We start from the raw sequence: 23603 nt of genomic DNA, 5'->3' as shown, positions 1-23603 counted from the left end.
GGATGACGGCAGGGCCGACAGGCTTCCTGCCGCCAGGGTAATGATATGCAATTAATCCTGATTCGGCACGGCGAAACGCTGTGGAATAAAGAGGGCAGGGTTCAGGGAATAAGCGACATCGAACTCTCCGATGCAGGCCTGGAACAGGCCCGCAGACTGGCATTGTCTCTGAAGGATTCCGATATCGGTGTCATTCACGCCAGTCCCCTGAAAAGGGCGTATCGGACAGCCGAAATCATCAACAGTTTTCACCAGGGCAGGATAGTCGTTCATCCCGAACTGATGGAAATGCATCAGGGCGATTTTGAAGGCTTGTCTTTTAAAGAGTTGATGGTCCGTGAAAAAGAATTTCTGAAGCAATGGATTGCCGATCCGGCATCCGTCAGAATGCCGGGCGGCGAATCGCTGGCTGATGTTCAGACGCGGGCCTGGCCGCCCGTTGAAAAAATTATTGCCGGTTCGCAAAACGCACTGGTTGTTGCGCACAACTTTACCATCGCGGCGATTCTGTGCCGGCTGCGAAATATCAGCCTGTCCGAATTTCGCACCACTTGCGTGGATACGGCCTCCAGAACCGAGATAAGCATCCGAAACGGAGAGGCGCATATTGAGACGGTCAATGACCGCAGGCATTTGGACGTAGCGCCGGACCCCTTCCTGCAGGGAAAAAATGATTCATGAATGACCAGTTGACTTTCATATTGCCCGAGGATCTGGACCGCGGCAAACTCAAAGCCATCTATGAAGATCTCTATCCCGTTTACGATGAGATTCTACAGTCCCTCCACCTGCAGGTGCGGACTGTCCTGGAAGCGGGCGGCAGCTTTTCCACCATCAAATACCGCGTCAAACGTTTTGAAACTTACTTTGATAAACTGATTAAAATGTCTCATCACGATCAGGGCAATGATGCGGCGGTGATTACGGACATTCTGGGTTTGCGAATCGTATGCCCCTTTCTGGAGGATCTGGATGTTATCGAAAATCTGATCAAGACCCATTTCAATGTCGTCGAACTGGAACGAAAGGGATCGCGCCATTCGGTGGGGGAATTCGGCTATGACTCTGTGCATTTCCTGATCAGGATCGATCCCATCTACCGGAAGCGGGATCTGCCCTATACGGCAAGCGTTTGCGAAGTGCAGCTGCGGACGATTCTGCAGGATGCCTGGGCGGAAGTGGAACACGAACTGATTTACAAGTCGGACATTAATCTGCCGAATGAATCCATCCGGCGCAAGCTTGCGTCACTCAATGCCACCCTGACGCTGTCCGATCTGATCTTTCAGGAAATCCGCGATTACCAGAGGGAAATCCGGGAACGCGACCGCAAGCGACGTCAGAGCCTGGAAGTGAAGCTGGCGGCTCAGCCGAGCATCGATCCGGATTTACCCGCTTCTCCGGAAGCAAACATTCAACCGGTTGCACCTATCGACATTGATTCGATCATGGGGGAGGCGAATCTGGAGAAAGCGTTGCTGGCGGCGCTCACGGCCCACAGCGGCGGGCAACTGGAAAATGCCGTTGAAATTTATACGTCGATCCTGCGTTTGAAAATAAAAGACAAAGTCCGGTCGCTCGTTTACAATCACCGGGGCATGGCTTACTTCGCCCTGTCCGATTATCCGAGAGCGATCCGTGACTTCACCAAGTCCATCCGCTACGATCCGGACAACGTACGCTGCTACAATAACCGGGCGCTGACTTTCCGGGTTGCGAAGCGCTATGACCGGTCCCTGGAAGACTACGACCGGTCCATTGCCATCAACCCCTCTCTGCTCGACGGTTTCTGGGGACGCGCCCAGACTGCCTTTGAGATGAAGCTTTATTCACAGGCCCTGTCCGATTGCGAGAAAGCATTAAGTATCCAGAGTGATTTTGCTCCGGCGCAATCCCTGATCAAACGGCTCAATAAATTGATATTCTGATGGTCCCGGCGATCCGGTGATGCCGCTGCGCCGCTGACTGCGGCCCTGATTTTTATTTGCTCATTTTCGCGCGGATGCGCTCCTGATATTCGGTGATCTCGTTTCTCAGGATATCCAGATCGGCAATGCGGTCATCAAGCCTTTTTAAGTGATTGCCGAGCAGCTCCAGAAGCCTTTTGAGCACTTTTTCATTGGACTTTTCATAGGTCCACATGGCTTCGAGTTCCTGCATGTCCGTCAGGGTCATGCCCATGATTTTCAGGCGTTTGATCAATTTCAGACGCCTCAGATCAGCGTCCGTATAGATTCTGCGTCCGCCCTCCACCCGTTTGATGGAATTGAGCAGACCGATTTCTTCATAATAGCGGATGGTGCGCTGGCTCATATCCAGTTGTCTGGCGAGCTCTCCGATGGAAGTAAATTCATCACCCATGGTCTGTTCCTTGTTTGGAAATATTTTGCAGGGGGCACAAAGCTTTGTGCCCCCTTTGTCTCTTTATGATGCGTTGAATTTTTCCTTGAGTTCCCGCTTCAAAATTTTTCCTGACGGGTTTTTAGGCAGCCTGTCGGCGATGACGACCTTCTTGGGGCATTTGAATCCGGCCAGCTTTTCCCGGCAGTGGGCGATAATCTCCTTGTCGTTGAGCGTTACGCCCTTTTTGGGTATGACAACGGCCGCCACGATTTCTATCCATTTGGGATCGGAAAGCCCGATCACCGCCACCTCTTCGATGCCCGGATACTGGTAAAGCACCTCTTCGACTTCGCGGGACGCGACGTTTTCGCCGCCGGTTTTGATCATGTCCTTCTTGCGGTCCACAACATAGAGATAGCCGTCCTCATCAAACCGCCCCAGGTCGCCGCTGTGGAACCAGCCGAATTCAAAAGCCTCGGTGGTTTTTTCCGGGTCGTTGAGATAACCTGTCATGACATGGCCGGACCGATGGACGATCTCTCCGACGGTGCCCACGGGAACAAACTTTCCGTCATCGTCCATCAGACGGGTTTCAACATTCAGAACCGGCTTGCCTGCGGATCCAGGCTTCAGAAGCTGATCTTCAGGCTTCAAGATGGTGGCCACCGGCCCCATCTCCGTCTGGCCGTAATAGTTCCAGAGCTTCAGGCCGCGGAATGTTACGGACAGCTGCTTGATAATCTCCACCGGCATGATGCTAGCGCCGTAAGCCGCCTTTTTCAGACTGCGGTGGTTGTAGTTTTTAAATTCCGGATGGTTCAAAATCCCGATCCAGACGGTGGGCGGAGCAAACATATGGGTGATCTGATACTTTTCAATCAGCCGGATCATTTCCAGGGGGTCTGCCTTGTGCATGATGACATTGGTGGCCCCGATATACAGATAGGGCATGAGGAAGCAATGGAGCTGGGCACAGTGAAAGAGGGGCAGGGCGTGCAGGCTTACATCGTCGGTCTCATACTGACCGTCGAAGATGCAGCTGTGATACTGCGACATGAGCGCCCGGTGCGACAGCATGGCGCCCTTGGGCTTGGACTCCGTCCCGCTGGTGTAGGGAATCTGCACGGTATCTTCCGCGCTGACATCCACCTGGGGCTCATCGTAGGGCATCGCTTCCATTTCCTCAATCAGGTTGAAGAATCCCTCAGGAACGATGGAATCCCCCAGAGGAAGGAAACCCCATTTCGTAACGGTGGCGAATTTGTCCTGGTCCTTGGCAATGATCGGATACAGGATATCTTCGATGATGAAGATCTTCGCTCCCGAATGATTAATAACATAGGCGATTTCCTCGGCGTTGAGCATATAGTTGATGGGAACCTGAATGGCGCCGATCTTGGCCAGGCCGATCATGCTGATGGGATAGTAGGGGGAATTGTAGGCATAGATGGCCACCCGGTCGCCTTTTTGAACGCCGTAGCTGGTCATGAGGTTGGCAAAGCGTCTGGCCTGCCGTTCGAGATCATAAAATGAAAGTTTCTGCTCACGGAAAATAATAGCGGTTTTATCGCCGTATTTTGTTGCGGCCCTCCGGGCCATATCGCCAATGGTATCGCGGTAACAAATGTTGCTCATATTCAGGTCCTCTCATAATGAATGTAGGTTTTAAGACTGAAGGCCGAAGGCTGAAGATCATGCGGAAGCCTTCGGTTCTTTCCTGTCTGATTTTCTTCTGCTGATTGACTTTTCTGACGCATAAGTGAAACTTCGCTTTATCCTTCAGCCTCGCGCCCCCTGCAAGGGGGTCATTCTGCTTTATATTTTTTTTCAAACATCTCTTTGAGTTTGTATTTCTGAATCTTGCCGCTGGCCGTCATCGGGAACTCCTTGATGAACTCCCAATAGCGGGGGATCTTGTGCCGGGCGATTTTTCCCTTGCAGAACCCGTTAAATTCTTCCGCGGTCGCCGTCTCTCCGTCTTTGAGCTGGACGGCCGCCAGAACCTGTTCTCCGTATTTTTTGTCGGCGATGCCGATCACCTGGGCGTTGGCTACTTTCGGATTGGTATAAAGGAATTCCTCGATTTCGCGGGGATAAATATTTTCACCGCCCCGGATGATCATGTCTTTGATCCGGCCGGTGACTTTAAAATAACCGTTTTTGTCCACGACGCCCAGATCACCGGTGTGCAGCCACTGATCCTGATCGATCGTGTGCGCCGTAGCTTCGGCCATTTTGTAATAACCCTTCATGACGCAGGCGCTGCGGGTGACAATTTCGCCCTGCGCATCCGCCGGCAGATCAAGGCCTGTTTCCGGATCAATAATTTTGCCTTCGATATCCGGCAGCAGGCGTCCGACGGTGGCGACGCGCAACTCAACCGGATCGTCGCGGCGCGTCATCGTCATGACCGGCGCTGACTCCGTCTGGCCGAAGGCAATGACAATCTCGGAACAATGCATTCTGGTGTTCACCTGGTTCATGGTTTCGATAGGGCAGGGCGCGCCGGCCATGATGCCGGTGCGCAGCGATGTCAAATCATAGCGGTTGAAATCAGGATGGTTCAGAATGTTTACAAACATGGTCGGTACGCCGTTGATGGCCGTGCATTTTTCCTGAGCCATCAGCTCCAGGGCGATTTTTGGATCGAAGGATTCCAGGACAACCATGGCTGATCCGTGATACACGCTGTTGAGCGTGCTCATGACGCAGCCGAAGCAATGAAAGAGCGGTACCTGAATCAGCAGACTGTCTTTTTCAGTCATGCCCATTACGTCGCCGACCATGCGGGCGTTATTGACGATGTTGTGGTGCGTCAGCATGACGCCTTTGGGAAAACCGGTTGTCCCGGAGGTGTATTGCATATTGATGACATCATCATCGGAGAGAGAATTCATCCGGTCATCGAGTTCCTGCTCCGTTATTTTCTCCCCCATTTTAATCAGATCGGAAAATTTGAACATGCCGGGCGTATTTTCTTTTTTGCCGATATAGACGATGTTTTTCAAAATCGGCAGTTTGGAAGATGCCAGCCGGCCCGGTTGATGAGTATTCAATTCCGGCATTACTGTGCGCACGGTATCGTAAAAGCTGGTGTCGCGATAGGCGTCGATTAAAAAAAGCGTGGTGGAATCGGATTGCTTGAGAATGTATTCCAGTTCATGGGACTGGTAGTTGGTGTTGATGGTGACCAGAACCCCGCCAACCATACCCAGGGCGAATTGCAGATACACCCATTCGGGGACATTGGTTGTCCAGACGGAAACATGATCGCCCTTTTGAATGCCCAGCGCCAGCAGGCCTCTGGCCGTTTTACGGCACTGGTCATATAATTCGCGGTAATTTTGACGGATTTGAAATTGAGGTGAAATCAGAGCGGGATTTTCCGGATAACGGCCGGCTGTTTCTTTAATTACATTTCCTACAGTCTTGTTCACAAAATCGGACATAAAAGCACCTCGCCATGGATTAAGATTGCATTACAGGGTCTTTGCTGATGATCGATCAGGTAAGCCCCACGCTGAATTTCGGATAAATGGTATTTTAATCCCACTTAACGTAAACTGGGTTGAGTATAGCCGAATTTTAAATTCTGTCAATAAATTTCGATTGAAAGCATCAGAAAAAGGCCGTAACAAAAATAAAATACGAACGGCAGAGGCATAAAATTAATTTTTAAACACCAGCCATAATAACGGCTTATGCGTCTCAGCGCGCGAAAAGCGGTTATGGCCGCAATGTCTTGTTGATCCTTATGCGGCGGCCGGTTACGAAAAAGCGCGGAGCGTTTTAGCGGGGCCGGGGCTGCAAACGTATCTGATCCGGTCACCGTCAGTCTCCCAAGACGGAAGACTTCCCGATAAACAGATTAAACAAGGGGCGCAAAATTAATTTCCGCATGGTGGTGAAGCCTTTCAATTCAATATTCCTGTTTGTAATCAGCAAAAGCAGAAGCAGGCTTATTTTACACCGCTTTCTGAAAAAGGCAGCCGGCATGAACTTAACCCGAGGAAAAATCTTGCAAATGTCCTTGAATGCTGCATACTGCCAAACAGCAGGGAAGATGCTCTGAGTGGAATCAAAACGAAAACTAAGAAAAGAGGAAATCGAAAGTGAAAAAAATATTTGGGTGTGTGATGATTGCTCTGGCTTTGGTGATTGTCTTTTGTGGATCGTACGCATACGCCGATTGTAAAGACAAAACATTGCGCTGCATTAAAGACAGAGGCACGAAGAGCAGCGCAGGCAAAGTAAGTATGGGGCAATGCTTTTATCTGCCATTAGGGTGTGATGATTGCAAACATACCCATTATGCAAAATATGCCAACGAGTGTAATGAGCAATACGCCTCGGAGTGCAAAGGCAATTGTTGGGCATGCTACCCGGCGGATGGAAGCTCGTTTGACGGGGAACTTACCTGTTACGATACAAACGGCAAGGCACATAATGTGCCCTAGGCCGTCGCATCGCCTGCAACGTCCGGGGATCAACAGACCCGGCAGCAATCCGTCCCGGGGCGGATGTCCTCATAGCCTGCGACCCCGGACAGGGGCGTTTACCGGACAACAATGCGCGCGGTGAATTAACGCTTGCTCCGCGTGAGCGGGATTAAATCAGGTTTCCCCGACGAAGACTATTTCAGCGTCTTGAAGGCGTCGACTTCTCCTGTGAGCCAGCTGACCCAGTTGTCGATCCCCGCGCCTGTTTTACAGGACACCTCCAGTATAACGATGCGGGGATTCAAGGCCATAACGCGCTTGCGCATGGCCGGCATGTCAAAATCGCTCAGCGAAAGATAATCAATTTTATTGATGAGCAGTAAATCGCAGATCGAAAACATCAGGGGATACTTCAGCGGTTTGTCGTCACCCTCGGGAACACTCAGGATCATAACATTTTTATGGGCGCCTGTATCAAACTCCGCGGGGCAGACCAGATTCCCTACGTTTTCGATGATGACGCAATCCAGATCATCAACCAGCAGGGCGTCAATTCCCTGAGTCACCATGGTGGCGTCCAGATGGCAGAATCCTCCCGTCCGGAGCTGAACAGCCTGAATGCCCCGGGCGGCAACCTTTTCGGCATCGACCTTGGACTCAATATCCGCTTCAATTACGCCTAACCTCACCTCGTCTTTCAGGTGATCAATTGTTTGAAGAATCAGACTGGTTTTACCGGATCCCGGGGAGGACATGAGGTTTACAAGCAGGGTCCCGGCATTGCGGAGCCGCTCCCTGACGCCTTCGGCGACTTTGATATTATCGGCAAGGATTTCCTCCTTGACTTCGATCATTCGAACTTCATCCACTATTGCACCTCCATATCCTTGATGTAGTACTCTCTTCCGGAAAGAAACCTGCTGTCCTTCCCGCCGCAATTCGGGCAGGTCAGATCGCCCAATTTTGCCGCGTCGGCTTCATAGGACGTGGAGCAGGAGCTGCACTGTACCATGATCGGCATGCGCTCAATGATCAGTTTTGCACCTTCGGCCACACTCCCCTTGCTTAAGTAATCAAAATAGCGTTGAATCCACTCATCCTCGAGATCGCTGAGGCGGCCGATCTGCAGATGAACGGTCACCACGCGCAAAACGCCGTTTGTCCGGGCGTGTTTCAGCACGATCTGCAAAATGCTTTCAGTGACGGGAAGTTCATGCATGTTTTTATTTTATCCCAATTCTAAATAATCGTGGTATGTTTTTAGCGTTCTTTTCGTCGTCCTTTGCGCCTCTTCCGCCTTAGTGCATTCCACCCGATGATTTTCTGCACGGTTATTTTTGCTTTGACGCCGGTTTATCTTTTTCCCTGAGAATCGCCTGTTCGACGCGGCGGAAATCCACCTTGCCTGCGGCTGTCCGGGAGATGGACGGAACAATTTTGACACGGCGGGGCATGGCATAGGGTTCAAGCTTTTCTGAAATCATTTTTTTGAGCTGTACTTCCGTGAGGTCGCAGGCAACCAGTGCGGCAATCAGGCTTTCGCGGCCTTTTTCGGCGGGGAGCGCAATGACCACCGCGTCGCGCACGGCCGGTAATGTCTGAATTTTATTCTGGACGTCCTGCAGATCGACGCGTTTGCCGGCTACTTTGATAATGCCGTCGGCGCGGCCCAGAAGAATAAACCGGTTGTTTTTATCCGGTCTGACCTCATCGCCGGTCACGCAAAAGCCCTCGGTGTCTTTTTCCATTTCGGGGGATGTAAAATCGGAACGCACGGCCAATCGCCTGCCTGCCAATTTCCAGGACACGACATCAGTGGGCTTCCAGCTTTCCGTATTTTCATTGATGCTGCGCGTGGCGATGCCTCCCGTTTCAGTTGAACCATAGATTTCATGGATGCCCAGGCCGGTTTTTTTCAGGAAATATGCCGCATCGGAGCGGTTTAAAACGCCGGAAGAAGAAAAAGCAATTTTAAGCGAGGGCGCGGCCAGATTATCCACTTTTAAAGAACGGTAGTGAATCGGGACGCTCACCAGCACGGTGGCTTTGTGCCGGTTAATGGTCGAGATGATTTCCTGCGGAAAGGTATAAATTTCGGGCAGGACCCGTGCATGAGCCAGAAAAGGCGCAAGGATAGAGAAAAGCAGGCCGTAAATATGATACGGCGGGACGGTGGAGATAAACAGATCTTTCTCCGTCAACGCGAATTTGTCGCGCAGATAAAGGGCCTCGGCCAAAAGGTTGCGCGGCGATTTGGACCAGACTTTAGGTTTGCCGGTTGAGCCGCCCGTAAAAAGCTGTAAAAAAGGCTGATCCGGATTCCGCATGTTTCCCGGATGCAAATCGCCGGGATTTCCCGTCTGCGGCGTGATGATTTCCACGGCGGGCATCTCTTCGGGATGATCGGCGATGACGGCGTCAAAACCTGTTGCGTCATGCATCTCCGTCATGGCGTGCGAGGAAAAGGAATGAGGCAGAATTAAATTACAGGCCCCGGAAAGCGAGGCCAGAACGGATGCGGCGACCACGGCCTTATTCTCCGTACAAAGACAGACCGACTTTTCCCTGCCGCGCCGCTTTAAGGTTTTCTTTAACCCGGCGGCCAGCTCATAAATGTCGCCATAGGTCTGCCCGGAATACGTGAATTCTTTCCGGTACTGCGCTTTCGGCGGATTCAGTATTTTCTGATACGCGGTGATAAAGGGGCTTTTTTCTTTCATAGTCATAAGTAATCAAATTCACAAAATATTATTTTTACCGTCTATAAGAAATGAATAAAAAAAGCAACGCGGGTTTTCAGGGAAAATACATGGACTGATCTCCGGATACAGATACCGGTGAAGCCGGAACGATTTTTATTGACTTCTGCGTCATTTTCTCATTAATTTAAATTAAAAAAAGGATATAGGCCGATGGTTGATATTGAATCGTTGATTCCGCATCGTGAACCGATGAAAATCATCACCGAGGCCGTGGAACTGAAGGATAATGAAGGCATTGCCGCCGCTGTGGTCAATGAAAACTGGCCGCTGTGCGACGGCCGGACAGTCCATTCACTGGCATTAATTGAAGCCATTGCCCAGACGGCCGCCCTGGTGGAAGGTTACAAGCGAAAACGGGAAGGCAAAAGCGGAACGAAAGGCTGGCTGGTCGGCATCAAATCAGCCAATTTTAAAACCGACGTTATTCAACTGGGAACGCGCATTACGGTGTCGGTCAAAAGTTTATATGCCATAGAACACTATGGTGTGATTGAAGGAATCGTGAAATCGGGCGACGAGGTTCTGCTTTCGGCAGTTCTTCAAGCCATGCGTCTGAATGATGATATCTCATAATGTAAACAAAGGAGCTCATAAGATCATGGATGAAAAAAGAATAGCCATAGTAACGGGAGCCAGCAGGGGAATTGGACGCGCCACGGCGGTTGCGCTGGCCGCCAACGGTTACTATGTCGTGATCAATTACAATGCCAGTGAGGCGGCGGCAGCTGAAACACTGGCGCAGGTTCAAGCCGCGGGCCAGGCGGGTGAAATACGAAAATTCGATGTGGCCAATGCGGAAGAAGTAAAAGATGCACTGGCCGGAATAGTTGAAGAGCATAAGCGGATCGATGTTCTGGTCAACAACGCCGGCGTTACCGCCGACGGTCTCTTCATGATGATGGGGGAGGATGAATGGCACCGCGTCATTAATACGATACTCAATGGTTTTTATAACGTGACGAAGCCGGTCCTGCGCGAAATGGTCCGGAAGAAACGCGGCGCCATCGTATCCGTTTCTTCCATTTCGTCAATGATTCCCAACCGCGGTCAGGCCAATTACGCCGCGGCCAAAGCCGGGATCAACGCCGCTTCGCGTTCGCTTTCCAAAGAAGTGGCGCGCTTTGGCATTCGCGTCAATGTCGTCGCGCCGGGTCCCATCGAAACCGATATGCTGAGCAGCATGCCGATGGATGCGGGGATGATTAAAAGCATGATTCCGATGGCGCGGGTGGGGAAACCCGAAGAAGTTGCCAGCGTTATCCGCTTTCTATGTTCGGATGAAGCCTCTTACATTACAGGGCAGGTTGTCTCCGTCAACGGCGGGATGTACTAGTGATGTTCAAAGTTGCAGTGATGAATAAAACAGGGCTGATTTTGCTGCTTTTCCTGATGGTCTTGCCGGCTGCCGTCCGGGCGGACGATTTTGAACAGCTGCGCAAAGACTCGGCCCGGATTTCAACCATTTCCGCCGATTTTGTGCAAAAGAAATCCATGAAAATTTTGTCCAGACCGCTGGTTTCCGAAGGGAAGTTTTTTTATGCCGCACCTTCTTCCATCCGCTGGGAATATCATAAACCGGTCAGGAGCGTGGTTATCTCCGGCCAAGGGACGGCTAGGCGCTATATCGCCTCCGGCGGTAGGATGATTGAAGATAAAACCGGCGGCTCACAGGCGATGAAAATCGTTCTCGACGAAGTGGCCGGCTGGATGAGCGGCAAATTTAACTCCAATCCCTCCTTCACCGCCACCCTGAAGGAAGGAGCCCAAACGCAGATCATCCTGAAGCCTGCGGGCGCAGGCATGGCCGGCATGATCGAAAAAATTGAAATTACGGTTTCCCGAAAAGACAGGTCCGTCCAGTCCGTGCGGATTGTGGAAAGCGCGAGCGCCGAAACCCGCATTGACTTTAAGCATGTGGTTATCAATAAAGAAATTAATCCCGCCGTGTTTCAGGATATTCAATGAAAGGCCTCCTTTTACTGACAGGTTCCTTTCTGCTTTTGTCCTGCGCCGCCTTGCCGCAGATTTTCCAGCCGGCGGGGCCTGCGACGCAAACAATCCTGTGTCCATCGCCGTTTCTCACGGAAAAAACACGGCTCATCCATGCCATTGAAGTGCGCACGGCAGGCGAGACAAAAACCGTTATGATCGGTGTGACGCTCACGGATCCTTCATCGAGGACGATATCCTGCGCCCTGATGAGTGCGGAAGGTGTGACTTTTTTTGAAGCCGCTTCCGGGCCATCCGGGCTGATGGTCAGCCGGGCCCTTCCGCCCTTTGACGAGGGGGATTTCGCCCGCAACATGATGGAGGATATCGAATTGATCTTTCTTGCCCCGCCGGGTATGCTCACCCAAAAAGGCGTTTTGGCCGGAGGGGATCAGGTTTGCCGGTGGCACAACAAGCAGGGTGGCTGGGTTGATGTGTTATCAGGTCCTGACGGGCGCATGAACGTTCGCCGCTACTCGGAAGGCGGAGGCTTGAAACGAAGCGTGAGGCTGGCGCCCGCGGCGGCGCCCCCCTATTCCACCATTGAACTTCAGGCGTCGGAACTGTTCGATTACACACTCATGATGACGTTGATCGAAGCTGAAGCGGCAAAAGACGAGCCGCAGCTTACGAAATAATTTCAGGGACCCCATCCATGAGAAATCCAATTGAAGGGAAGAATGTTGTGGTCATCGGCGCAGGCGTCGGCGGTCTTTCCACAGGCATTCTGCTTTCGTTGCTGGGGTACCGCGTCACGATTGTGGAAAAAAACCGGGAGCCGGGGGGGCTGATGCGTTCTTATACGCGCCGGGGATTTGACTGTCCCGTAGGTGTGCATTATGTCGGCGGTCTTTCTGCTTCCGAACCGCTGGGAAAAATGTTCGGGATTCTGGGCATTGATGTTGAAGATTTGTTCTACCGGATGGGGCGCGACGGCGTGATCGACCGTTACATTTTTGATGATTTTGTCTTCGACCTGCCGGCAGGTCTTGACGCGTATGAAAAAAATCTGCGCGAGGCCTGTCCGGCGGACGGCGCCGCGCTGGATGTTCTGATGAAAAATATCCGCGGAATCGCCGGCCGGATGATGGAGCCGTCTTTTCTTCTCAACCAGGGTGATCCCTTTCAGAATATGGATCATTTCCAGCCCATGGGAGATCTGCTCGACGGCCTTGCGGCCACGCCGCGACTACGGGCCATACTGGCGGTGCCCTGTCAGCTGATCGGTGTGCCGCTTGCCGATTGTCCGGTCATTTTTCATCACATGGTGGTGGCCGGGTATTTGTTTTCATCGTGGCGGTTAAAAGACGGCGGCGCCAGGATGGCGGATGTCTTTGCCGCACGTTTTACCGGACTGGGCGGCAGTCTTATGCTGAATCAATCGGTGCGGAAAATTAACCTGCAAAAAGGCAGCGTCACCGGGATCACCCTTTCCTCGGGCGCAGACCTGCCTGCAGACGCGGTGGTGGCTGCGATCCACCCGAAGATCTTACTGGGACTGCTGGAAGAGAGCGCGCTGCGCGCATCCTTGCGGGACCGGATCTTAACGCTTGAGGAAACGGACGGCGTGATTGCCGTTCAGGCAAGCGTTGACGCCATGGCGCACGCGGCAATCGATCATAATATTTACCGGCTCCACTGTGACGGACAGGGGTTTATCCAGGACGGCGTCTTTTATCAGATACGGCGCGGTCCTGATCAGGAGACCAATTTGTTGTCCATCATTACCCGCTCGTTCTATAGCGAATGGAGCCGCTGGGAAAATACATCGACCGGACGGCGCGGGGGGGCTTACAAGGAAAAGAAGCTGATGATCGCGTACAGCCTTTTGAAACAGGCGGAGGAAATATTCGGCCCTCTGCGGAACTGGCGGATTCTGGATGTCTTCACGCCTCTGACGCTGCGCGATTACATGAATTGTCCCGAAGGCTCCTGTTACGGGGTATTGCGATCCACCCGGCAACTGTTGAAGATAGCCTCTTTAAATAATCTACCGATAGGCGGGCTTTGTCTGGCCGGTCAAAACGCCATGGCGCCGGGGGTGCTGGGCAGCATTCTGGGATCATTCAACGTGGCAAGGCAGTTCACAGGCAGTGAGCGTTTTATCAGGGAATTCCGCCTGCAACTCTAATGCTGGACGGCAACGCTGATTTATGATAATTTCCGCCGCACTTTCGGCCCGGCGACGAAGCCTTCCGGAGCTTGCGCTGGACGTTATAAATTGAATCCCGCTTCCGCGGGACGAGCGTTAATCTGCCGCAGCCTGCTGCGGGGTGGTTGATTTCGATATGCGTCAATCAAGATTGAAAATTAAAGGAGTCATCCAAATTTAATGACACGTCAGGATATTGAAAAGGAAGTCCGCAACATATTTCTGAGAGAGTTTGAAGTTGAGAACCCGGAGATGGATGTCAATCTTCGGGAGGCTTATGGTTTTGACAGTATCGATGCCATTGAACTGCTCCTGGAAATTGAAAAATTTTTGGGTTCGGAATTGACGCAGGAAGAAAAAAAGCAGGCTATGGATATCCGTACCATGAAACAGATTATTGACTATATTGAAATGCTGGCCGAAAAACGCAGGACGCCGGCGGAGAAAAAATAAATGACGGAACGCAGGGTTGTTATCACGGCGTGTTCGGCCATATCGCCCATTGGACACGGCAGGGAACAAATCGTCGAAAGCCTTTTAAAGGGCGTTTCCGGCGTTACGGAGCTTCGCGAAGATGAACTGATCAGCCGTTTTATTCATTCCCGCGTTTACGGCACGGTCAGCTATCCGATGACGTACGATTTTGCAAGACAGCACCGCAAGACCATGGGACCCGTGGCCTATTATGCCTGCCAGGCGGCCAAGGAAGTGCTGGCGCAGGCGGGGCTTCCCTCTGAATTTGTAACGGGAGGCAGACTGGGTATCGCGTTCGGGTCGATCCACGGTTCCCCTACCGTTCAGCGGGATATTTACAAGGTCTTTTTCAATGCCGAGAATAAAGCGGCGTATCAGGGCATCAGCGCCGTCGATTATCTGAAATCCATGGTGCATACCACCGCCGTCAATATTTCCAAAATGTTCGGCATTACCGGGCGCATTATTTCTTCCGGGACAGCCTGCACCACCTCGAGCCAGTCCATCGGTTACGGCTACGAGGCCGTTAAATACGGCTTGCAGGACGCCATGCTCTGCGGCGGCGCGGATGAATATGATACCATCACAGTCGCGGTTTTTGATAATCTTCTGGCCTGCTCCACAGCTTTCAATGATCAGCCCCAGCGTACGCCCCGTCCGTTTGACCGGGCGCGCGACGGTTTGGTGGTCGCCGAAGGCGCGGGAGCCGTCATGCTGGAGGAATACGAATTCGCGAAGAAACGCGGCGCGACGATTCTGGCCGAAGTGATTGGCTTTGCCTGCAATTCCAACGGCGGCGATCTGATCCTGCCCAATCTTGACGGCATAACCAGGACGCTTCAGCTCGGTCTGGAAAATGCGAAAATCAACGCCTCGGAAGTCGATTTGGTGAGCGCTCACGCCACCGCCACCAAGATGGGGGACATCATCGAGGCGCAGGCCATCGGCGCTGTTTACGGAAAGGGGCCTTCCGTGACGGCCCTCAAAAGTTACATGGGGCATACCATGGCGGCCTGCGGCGCGATTGAGACGATTATGACGCTTTACATGATGGAGGAGGGGTTTGTTGCGCCGACGCTCAATCTTGATGATATTGATGAGCGCTGCGCGATGATTCGCCACGTCCCGAAGCTTATCGAACATCCCGTTAAAACCGCCGCCATCCAGAATTTTGCGTTTGGCGGCGTCAACACCAACCTGCTCGTTCGAAAGTTGACCTGAAATTAACATGGCCATTCTTCGACCCATACAACGCATCATCGATTTTTGCCTCACGGTGCTTTTATGGGCTTATTTTCTTTTCGGTTATTTATTTATTCTGCTGTTACTTTTTATTCCTGCCTACCTGCGTTTAAAAAGCAGCGATGCTGTTTTGCAGAAAATGAATCATATCCATTTGAAATGTTTTTTTGCCCTGATGGGGCTTCTGGTGCCCCGAACAAAGTTTGCGATTCATGCGGATGTACGCGGACTTCGCTCTTCCATCATTGTCTGTAATCATGTTTCTTATCTGGATCCGATCTTACTGGTGTCCCTTTTCCCGCGCCAGACGACCATTGTTAAAAATACTTTTTTTAACGTGCCCATTTTCGGCTGGTTTTTAAGAAAAGCGGGATATGTGCCTTCATCGCCTTCCGGAATATATGATCCCGCGATGATCAGACACATGGAGAGCATCCGCCGCCATCTGGCAGCCGGCGGCAACTTGTTTGTATTTCCCGAAGGCACGCGCGGTCAGGGCGGCAGACTTTTGCCTTTCAATAAAGGCGTATTCAGCATTGCGCGATACTGCAACACGGAGTTAAAGCTGGTTTTTATCCGGGATACCGACAAACTGTTTCGTCCCGGCACATTTTCTTTCCATACCGGCGAAGCAAACACCATCACGCTGGAATTGATCGCTTCGCTTGCGCCGGATTACCGGGCAAAAGATTTTTCGATCAGTGCCCTGACCGATCAGGCAAGGCAAATCTTTGAACGGAAAATCGCCGATGTCGGCGCCGGTAAAATTGGCAGCGTGAAAGGTTCTGACGCAATAACGTAACAATGAAAATAATTTAGGAGAGTAGATTATGGAATTACAGGAAGCCATACGCAAAAGACGCAGTGTCCGAAGGTTTACCGATGATTTTGTCACCGATGATGAATTGAAAAATATTTTTGAAGCCGTGCGCTGGTCGCCATCCTGGTCCAATACACAGGCCTGGGAGTTTATTGTGGTGCGCGACCGTGACCTCATTGCCAAAGTCGTGGCGAGCTATGCCGGAAAAAATCCCGCGACAAAATGTTCGCTCGCGGCTTCCGCCCTGATTGTGGTTTGCGCCAAAACGGGCGTATCCGGTTGCTACGGCGGGCAGGATGTCACCAAACATGCCAACTGGTATATGTTTGATCTGGGAATTGCCACGCAGACGCTTTGTCTCACGGCGCATGAGATGGGTTTGGGCACGGTGGTGGTCGGCTTGATGGATCATGATGCCTGCAGGAAAGTCATTTCCCTGCCCGTCGGTTACGAAGTGGCTGCGGTCATCCCCGTTGGACGCAGGACTCTCGAAGCCAAGGAAGGCCCGGCGCGCAAAACGCTGTCCGATATGGTGCATCTCGATCAATTCGGAAAGAAGATGTTTGAATAAGGTTATTAGACTGAAGGCCGAAGGCTGAAGGTTGAGATATAAGGGCGCTTCGCGCCCCTCAAAGTGACCTAACAGGCTTCGGCCTTCAGCCTACAGCTGTCAGACTGAGCGGGAAGCGCTCAGTCTGACAATGCTTCCCGTATTTTCCTGCCCAGATCATTAAGCCGGTAAGGTTTCTGGAGGAAAACGCGCACCCCTTTGTCCATAATGACCTTTGCCTTGCCGTTCAGGCTGTAACCGCTCGACAGCATTGCCCTCACGGATGGATTGATGGCTTTGATCCGGTCGAAGGTATCGCTGCCGCTCATTCCCGGCATGATCATATCGATGATGACCAGATCAATATCCGCATGCTTCTGCGCATAAATCTTGATGGCTTCTTCGCCGCTGCCGGCCGTGATGATGGCATAGCCCAGTTCGTTCAGAAGCCGGCTTGTTACTTCGGTGATCACTTCTTCATCATCAATGAGCAGAATCGTTTCCCGTCCGCCGATCAATTCGGACTCCACCGGCGCTTCGGAGGCGATTTCTTTGAACGAGACCGGCAGGTAAATATTGAAAGTTGTTCCATGCCCTTTTTCGCTGTAAACCGTGATGATGCCTTCATGACCTTTGATAATGCCGTAAGCGGAAGCCAGTCCCAGGCCGGTGCCCCGCCCCATTTCCTTTGTGGTGAAAAAAGGATCAAATATCCGCTGCCGTGTTTTTTCATCCATGCCCACGCCGGTGTCGGTAATCGACACTTTGACGTAATGCCCGGATTTTAAACCATGCTGATCCGCCGCGGCTTTGTCCAGGACTGCGTTTTGGGTTTCCAGATAAAGCGAGCCGCCGCCCGGCATGGCCTGCCAGGCATTGACGAAGATGTTCAAGAGGACTTGTTCAATCTGGCCCCGGTCAACTTCGACCGTTCGGATGGATTCCTCGTATTTTTCAAAAATGCTGATTTCCTTTTTGGTTCTGCCGAAAATGTTGATGGACTTACTGATCAAATCATTGAGATCGGTGGTGGCGACTTCATAACGGCCGACCCGGGCAAAACCCAGTAACTGCTTGGTCAGACCGGCGCCGCTTTGCACAAGGGACTGCATCGACTTGAGTTGTTCGTAATAAGGATGTTTTGCATCCACCTCCAGCAGCATCAGGGATGCGTAACCCTGGATGCCCATCAGCAGGTTGTTGAAGTCATGGGCGATGCCTCCGGCCAGTGTGCCGATGGCTTCCATCTTCCGGGCCTGATAAAGCTGTTCGGTCAGTTTGTTGCGCTCTTCTTCCATCTTGAAGCGTTCCGACACATTCCGGGAGATGCCGCGGAAGCCGGTCGGCTCGCCGGCCTCGTTGCGGATCAGGGATACCGACATTTCCTGATGGCTGATGCCGCCGTCTGTGCGGACAAACTCATAATTCACCATCCGCACGGGCATCCCGCTGAAATAGACCTGCCTGAAGGTTTTATAGATTCTTTCCGCCATTTCCGGCTTCATGAATTTTGTATGCTTTGAGCCCATAAACTCTTCCCGGCTGACCCCCACACAACTCACCGGTTTGTTGAAAAAAGTGATATGGCCGTCCAGATCCGTTTCAAAATAGTCGTCTTCAATGCTTTCAATGATCGTCCGATATCGCTCTTCGCTTCGCCGCAGGGCTTCTTCGGCCCTTTTTTGTTCCGTGACGTCCGTGACGAACGAAATGGTGGCCGGTTTCCCCTGATACGTGATTCTGACGGCCTTGACATTCAGCGTGACACAGGAATCATCAGGTTTTATGACCCGGACATCGTAGCTTGACGGCGCATCTTCGCCCTGAATCCTGGCGATGAAATAATGGTTCACCCTTTCGAAATCGTCGGGACGCATATATATTCCCAGGGGCTGGTTGATAATTTCCGCCTCTTTCCGGCCGATCGTTTTCAATAATTTTTGATTGACATAAACGTATTTCCCGTCCTGAACAATGGATATGCCGTCATTGGTTTTTTCCATGGCGGTCCGGTAAAGTTCCTCGCTTTCGCGCAGCGCCTGTTCCGCGTTTTTCCGCTCCGTGATATCCTGAATAAAGTTGAGAATGGACGGTTTCCCCTGGTAGATGATATCGACGGACGATGATTGCAGATAGATGGAAGTTCCGTCGGGTTTCAGGACGCGCGTAACATACGTGTCGTGCAGCGACGTATCCCGGGAGTGTCTGTCTAAGAATTCCTTCAATCCTTCCCGGGCTTCGGGGCCCGCCAGGATCCCGAGCGGTTGGTTGATAATGGCGTCACGGGTCACACCCAGCGTATCCAGAAACTTCTGATTGACGTAAATGTATTTACCGTCCTGCAGGATGGAAACGCCGTCGCTGGTGTTTTCGATGGCGGTTCTGTAAAGTTCTTCGCTTTCCCGCAGGGCCGTTTCCGTTTGTTTTTGCTGCGTGATGTCGGTAACAAAACTGATGACGGCCGGTTTCCCCTGATAAATGATCTCGGTTGCCGTGACGCTGAGCATGATCGTGGCCCCGTCCGGTCTGAACGCGCGCACTTCATAATGCGCGGCATTCGGGTCGCCTTTTTTTCTGGCCTTAAAACATTTTCTGCTCAAGCCGCGGTCGTCCGGGTGAATATAACCGTCTATCGGTTTGCCGATGATGCTTTCATCAGGCCTGCCCAGAGTATTCATCAACCGCTGGTTGGCATATAAATATTTGCCTGTCTGAATATCGGCGATCGAGATTCCGTCACTGGTGTTCTCTACGGCGGTCCTGTAAAGCTCTTCGCTTTCGCAAAGCAGTGCTTCATGATGCCGGCGGAGTGCGATGTCCACAGCCATCGAGCGGCTCATGATGAAGTTGCCTTCCGCGTCCTGGATTGCCGAAGCCGTAATGAGGACGGGAAAGGTTGATCCGTCTTTGCGCATCATGTCATATTCCACATCGCGCACGTGGCCTTGTTCTTTTAACCGGGTAAGAGCCGTTGAGAATTGATCCCGGCTGGCATCCGATAAAAATTGTTTGTAAGGCTTGCCGATCAGTTCTTCCCGTGAATAGCCCAGCCAGTCCAGTTCCGTGTCGTTGATGCGGACAATGTTGCCGTTCGCATCAATGGAGTGATAGCCGCAGGGGGCGTTGTGATATAGATCGTTGATTTCCTGCGCGGATTTGATCAGGTCATCTTCGATCTGACGCCTTTTCTGCTGCTCGACGGCGGCGCTTTGCACCCGGGCTATGGTGTAAGCGATGGCAGTAAAAACGATCAGGAGAATCAGAACGATAATGATGAGCTGATTCCGGAAGTTTTGCATGGGGGCCAAAACAGTATCTTCGGGCGTGGCGACAACAATGGACCAGAAAGTATTGCCTGTTTTAACCGGCATGTAAACGGCATGTTTCTGAGTTTTGGTGACGTTGCCTGTACCTGGTTTTTCAAACGTATAGGTTGTGAAACCTTTTTCACCTTTCATCATCTTCCCGGCCATGGCGATGATGTCAGGAAAGTCCTTGCAGTTGTCCATGACGGAATTTCCGGTATGGCCTGGGACGGGGCAGTAAATTTCCATTCCTCTGGCGCTGATCATCCAGGCATAGCCGGCATTTTCAACATTAATGTCTTTCAGATATTTCTTTGCCAGGGTGTCAAATGAGATGAGAAACGCCAGCGTGCCGTCAAAGGTACTGCCGCGATAAACCGGCACATGAATGGCAATGGCTTTAAAGCCCTGAACGGCCGTAAAAACGTCGCTGACCACCGGCTGTTTCGTTTGTAAAATTTCCCGGATGTGGTCCTGTTTGGACAGGTCGGTTCCCACACTACTGTTAATGTCATCGGGATAAGAATAGATAATCCGGCCTTGAGCATTGAGGCGTGTGATGCCCAGGATTTCATCGCCCGACATTTTCTTAAATGATTTGATCAGCGTAAGACCATGGCCGTTCAGACCGATAATGTGGTCTTCATGAGCCAGGTAATTCAAGATCTTGAAGTGTTGATTAAACGATTCCTCAATGCCGTTGGCCGCCAGTTCGGCGTAAACCATCTGGCGGCTGTTCAATTCCCGGATGGTTTGCTTTTTAACTTCGTTGTAAATGGAGAAGCACAAGGCCAAGAAGATAAGAACACTGATGACCAGAAAGATAACCTGTTTTTTGTAAGACAGCATAAATCCTCATAAAATATTGATGATTCGGTATTCTTGATATTCCCGGTTCCGAAAGTATAGAAAGGATGGACGGCCAAGTCAAATTAATATTTAAAATTAATATTTATTTGACTTTTCGGACCGCCCATTTTAGGTTTCGAACAACCGGAAGCAAAACGAGGCACGACAGGTCTGAAAAGTCATATGGATAAAAAAAAGCGTATTGTTATTACGGGCATGGGAACGATAAACGCCATTGGCGGCAATGTCGCGCAATTTGCCGCCGCGCTTAAGCAGGGCGTCTGCGGTATTTCTGAGATGGACCTGTTTGATACGAGTGAATTCCGCACCCATCGGGGCGGCCAGATCAGAAATTTTAATCCCCGTCAATGTATCCCGGGTGGATTTGACACCAAAAGAATGTCACGGGCCGATCAGCTTTCCTTTGCCGCAGCGATTGAAGCGCTGACCGACGCCGGTCTTTACCCGCTTTCTGCATCACTCAAAGAAGATATGGGTGTGGCCATTGGCGGCGGTTCGGGCGGGCTTCTGGAAGCGGAAAGCTTCTATGCGGAGCTGTTGAAGAAAGGTTTGGCGAAGTCGAGGTTCTCCCGCCTGTCCGCCATCTTTTGTGCATCGTCGGCCGACCGGATTGCCTCCAATCTGGAACTCGGGGGCCCCAAGGCCACATTTATGACCGCCTGTTCCGCGGGCGCCACTGCGCTGGGTTATGCCCGGGATTTGATGGTTAACGGTCAGGCCTCCGTGATGCTGGCGGGCGGTGTGGAACCGATGTGCCGGCTCACCTATGCCGCATTTAATGCGCTGAAATCCGTCGATGAGGATTTCTGCCGGCCTTTTGACAAAAACCGGGCGGGTCTTTCTCTGGGTGAGGCGGCGGCCATTCTGGTCATGGAACCCCTGGAGGCCGCGTTGGCCCGGGGCGCAAAGATTTATGGTGAAATTCTGGGCTACGGTGTGACGTGTGATTCATTTCACATGACCTCGCCTGATGAAAACGCGTCGGGCGCCGTGCGTTCCATGCAGGCCGCGCTTCAAGACAGCGGGCTTACCCCCTCCGATATTGATTACATCAACGCCCATGGGACGGCCACACCGGTTAATGATGTGACGGAGACCCGGGCCATAAAAGAGGTATTCGGTAAGCGGGCGTATTCCATTCCCGTGAGTTCGACCAAATCCATGCATGCCCATACCCTGGGTGCGGCGGGCGCTCTGGAAGGGATCGTCAGCCTGCTTTCACTGGCCCACGGGTTTATTCCGCCGACCATCCATCGGGGTACGGCCGATCCCGAATGCGATCTGGATTACGTGACGGAGGGGTCGCGAAAGGCCTGCCTGCGCGCCGTTCTTTCCAATTCTTTTGCTTTCGGCGGGAACAATACCACGATTATTTTCGGCAAATATGAAGGGCGGGGTGCGGTTCATGGATAACCCTTACGATCCATCGGACAGCCGGCGCATTGTTGTGACCGGTCTGGGGGCAGTTACGCCGCTGGGCGTGGGCAAAGATGAATTTTCCCGAAGGCTTTTCGCCGGCGATTGCGCCATTGATACGGTGCAGGGGTTTGATACCGGTGCAGTGACGTCGCATCTGGGCGCGGAAGTGCGCGGCTTCACGCCCCGTGATTTTATCTCCGTAAAAAATCTGCGGCGGATGGACAAGACGTCGCTTATGACGACCGCTTCGGCCCGCCTCGCGCTTGAAGATGCGGGCATTTTAGTAAACTCCGGAAATCGCGACCGGATCGGGATGATTCTGGGTACGGCGTTCGGGGCGACGGATGTCACCGCCATATTTGCCGATACGCTGATTGGCGAGGGGCCGTCTTCGGTCAATCCGATCCTGGTGCCCAACACGGTCATGAACGCACCGGCGGGACATGCGTCGATTGAACTCGGATTCCGCGGCGTCAATACCACGGTTACGCATTTTGCCGTTTCTGCTGAAACCGCCATGGCCTATGCCGTCTCGGAAATAAGGCGCGGCGTAGCGGATGTGATTCTGGCCGGCGGCGTAGACATCCTGTCCGGATTTTATTATGAGGCGCTGACGAAATTTCGCGGCCTGTCGCCTTCGGACGGCGGACCCGAAGGCGCCCGTCCTTTTGATCAGGAGAGAAACGGTTATGTGGCCGGGGAAGGATGCGGCATCCTGTGTCTGGAGTCTCTGGCGCGCGCCAGACGGCGGGGCGCGAAAATTTACTGCGAAATAACCGGCGCCGGTCTGGGATCCTCACCTGCCGGCCCCACCGCCTGGCCGCAGCACACGGAAGGCATCAAACGGACATTTACAAAGGCATTAAAGAACGCGGGCCTTAAGCTTGCGGAGATAACGGCGGTGATGGCCGCGGCCAATGGGAGCAGGGTACTGGATCAGGTGGAAGCTTCGGCCTATGAGGAAATGTTCAGGACGTGCGGCTGCATGCCGCATCTGACGTCCATCAAGGGCGCCATCGGCGAGAGTTTTTCCGGAGGCGGTATTCGGGCTTGCGCTCTGGCCTTATCTGTGGAAAAAAGATGTTTGCCGCAGACAGTCGGATTAAATCTGCCGCTGGCGCCGCTGCCCCTGGTGAGAGGCCGGAAAATAGAAATGGATATAAAACACGCGGTTCTGGCCGGTATATCCTTCGGCGGAACTTACGCGTATCTGGTTTTGAGTGATTGTGAAAGTTAAA

21 protein-coding genes are annotated in these 23603 nt (G+C 52.2%); 13 read left to right on the top strand and 8 right to left on the bottom strand.

Features of this window, described 5'->3' with window-relative positions; genetic code table 11:
* Positions 1 to 45: 45 nt before the first annotated feature.
* Positions 46 to 681, top strand: a complete 636-nt coding sequence (locus CVU71_15325; GenBank protein ID PKN17797.1) for a hypothetical protein — start codon at positions 46 to 48, stop codon at positions 679 to 681.
* Positions 678 to 1928, top strand: coding sequence for a hypothetical protein (locus tag CVU71_15320; protein ID PKN17796.1), 1251 nt, complete (start codon positions 678 to 680; stop codon positions 1926 to 1928). The genes CVU71_15325 and CVU71_15320 overlap by 4 nt, the downstream gene beginning before the upstream one ends.
* Before the next feature lie 52 nt (positions 1929 to 1980).
* Here CVU71_15320 and CVU71_15315 read toward each other — a convergent pair whose 3' ends face one another.
* The 7 genes from CVU71_15315 to CVU71_15285 form a co-directional block, all read right to left on the bottom strand.
* Entirely contained in the window at positions 1981 to 2361 is a 381-nt protein-coding gene (locus CVU71_15315; protein ID PKN17795.1) for a MerR family transcriptional regulator, read from the bottom strand.
* 63 nt (positions 2362 to 2424) lie between these two features.
* Entirely contained in the window at positions 2425 to 3978 is a 1554-nt protein-coding gene (locus CVU71_15310) for an acyl-CoA synthetase (protein PKN17794.1), read from the bottom strand.
* Between the two features lie 170 nt (positions 3979 to 4148).
* Complete coding sequence (locus CVU71_15305) at positions 4149 to 5792, bottom strand: AMP-binding protein (GenBank protein ID PKN17793.1); 1644 nt, start codon at positions 5790 to 5792, stop codon at positions 4149 to 4151.
* Between the two features lie 146 nt (positions 5793 to 5938).
* Entirely contained in the window at positions 5939 to 6172 is a 234-nt protein-coding gene (locus CVU71_15300) for a hypothetical protein (GenBank protein ID PKN17792.1), read from the bottom strand.
* 804 nt (positions 6173 to 6976) lie between these two features.
* Complete coding sequence (hypB, locus tag CVU71_15295) at positions 6977 to 7651, bottom strand: hydrogenase accessory protein HypB (protein PKN17791.1); 675 nt, start codon at positions 7649 to 7651, stop codon at positions 6977 to 6979.
* On the bottom strand, positions 7651 to 8001 hold the full coding sequence (gene hypA, locus CVU71_15290; protein ID PKN17790.1) for a hydrogenase maturation nickel metallochaperone HypA: 351 nt from the start codon (positions 7999 to 8001) through the stop codon (positions 7651 to 7653). The genes hypB and hypA overlap by 1 nt, the downstream gene beginning before the upstream one ends.
* Before the next feature lie 112 nt (positions 8002 to 8113).
* Positions 8114 to 9508 carry a hypothetical protein gene (locus tag CVU71_15285; GenBank protein ID PKN17789.1) on the bottom strand — a complete coding sequence of 465 codons (1395 nt, stop codon included), beginning with the start codon at positions 9506 to 9508 and terminating at the stop codon, positions 8114 to 8116.
* A 186-nt stretch (positions 9509 to 9694) separates the two neighbouring features.
* On the opposite strand from CVU71_15285, the gene CVU71_15280 reads away from it, so the two are divergent.
* The 9 genes from CVU71_15280 (at position 9695) to CVU71_15240 (ending at position 16792) form a co-directional block, all read left to right on the top strand.
* The gene (locus CVU71_15280) at positions 9695 to 10117 is read left to right on the top strand and encodes a hypothetical protein (protein PKN17788.1); all 423 of its coding nucleotides are present in this window, start codon (positions 9695 to 9697) and stop codon (positions 10115 to 10117) included.
* A 25-nt stretch (positions 10118 to 10142) separates the two neighbouring features.
* Positions 10143 to 10877 carry a 3-oxoacyl-ACP reductase FabG gene (locus CVU71_15275; GenBank protein PKN17787.1) on the top strand — a complete coding sequence of 245 codons (735 nt, stop codon included), beginning with the start codon at positions 10143 to 10145 and terminating at the stop codon, positions 10875 to 10877.
* A gap of 2 nt (positions 10878 to 10879) precedes the next feature.
* Positions 10880 to 11509, top strand: coding sequence for a hypothetical protein (locus CVU71_15270; GenBank protein PKN17786.1), 630 nt, complete (start codon positions 10880 to 10882; stop codon positions 11507 to 11509).
* Positions 11506 to 12171: a hypothetical protein gene (locus CVU71_15265; GenBank protein PKN17785.1), complete on the top strand. Its 666-nt coding sequence runs from the start codon at positions 11506 to 11508 to the stop codon at positions 12169 to 12171. Before CVU71_15270 ends, CVU71_15265 begins: the two co-directional genes overlap by 4 nt.
* A 17-nt stretch (positions 12172 to 12188) precedes the next feature.
* Positions 12189 to 13664 (top strand): hypothetical protein, encoded by a 1476-nt coding sequence (locus CVU71_15260; GenBank protein ID PKN17784.1) that lies wholly within the window; start codon positions 12189 to 12191, stop codon positions 13662 to 13664.
* A gap of 201 nt (positions 13665 to 13865) precedes the next feature.
* A complete protein-coding gene (locus CVU71_15255; GenBank protein ID PKN17783.1) occupies positions 13866 to 14138 on the top strand; it encodes an acyl carrier protein in 273 nt (90 codons plus the stop codon).
* Positions 14139 to 15380, top strand: coding sequence for a 3-oxoacyl-ACP synthase (locus CVU71_15250; GenBank protein ID PKN17782.1), 1242 nt, complete (start codon positions 14139 to 14141; stop codon positions 15378 to 15380).
* Positions 15381 to 15387: 7 nt separating this feature from the next.
* Positions 15388 to 16203, top strand: coding sequence for a 1-acyl-sn-glycerol-3-phosphate acyltransferase (locus CVU71_15245; protein PKN17781.1), 816 nt, complete (start codon positions 15388 to 15390; stop codon positions 16201 to 16203).
* A gap of 28 nt (positions 16204 to 16231) precedes the next feature.
* Positions 16232 to 16792 (top strand): nitroreductase, encoded by a 561-nt coding sequence (locus CVU71_15240; GenBank protein ID PKN17780.1) that lies wholly within the window; start codon positions 16232 to 16234, stop codon positions 16790 to 16792.
* A gap of 119 nt (positions 16793 to 16911) precedes the next feature.
* Here CVU71_15240 and CVU71_15235 read toward each other — a convergent pair whose 3' ends face one another.
* Positions 16912 to 20925, bottom strand: a complete 4014-nt coding sequence (locus CVU71_15235; protein ID PKN17779.1) for a hypothetical protein — start codon at positions 20923 to 20925, stop codon at positions 16912 to 16914.
* A 183-nt stretch (positions 20926 to 21108) separates the two neighbouring features.
* Here CVU71_15235 and CVU71_15230 point away from each other — a divergent pair, with 183 nt between their 5' ends.
* Complete coding sequence (locus tag CVU71_15230) at positions 21109 to 22359, top strand: beta-ketoacyl-[acyl-carrier-protein] synthase II (protein PKN17778.1); 1251 nt, start codon at positions 21109 to 21111, stop codon at positions 22357 to 22359.
* The gene (locus CVU71_15225; GenBank protein ID PKN17777.1) at positions 22331 to 23602 is read left to right on the top strand and encodes a hypothetical protein; all 1272 of its coding nucleotides are present in this window, start codon (positions 22331 to 22333) and stop codon (positions 23600 to 23602) included. The genes CVU71_15230 and CVU71_15225 overlap by 29 nt, the downstream gene beginning before the upstream one ends.
* The last annotated feature ends 1 nt before the right edge of the window (position 23603 follow it).

The organism is Deltaproteobacteria bacterium HGW-Deltaproteobacteria-6 (genome assembly GCA_002840435.1).
Lineage (GTDB): Bacteria > Desulfobacterota > Syntrophia > Syntrophales > Smithellaceae > UBA8904.
This window is presented reverse-complemented; position numbering and strand designations above follow the sequence as displayed.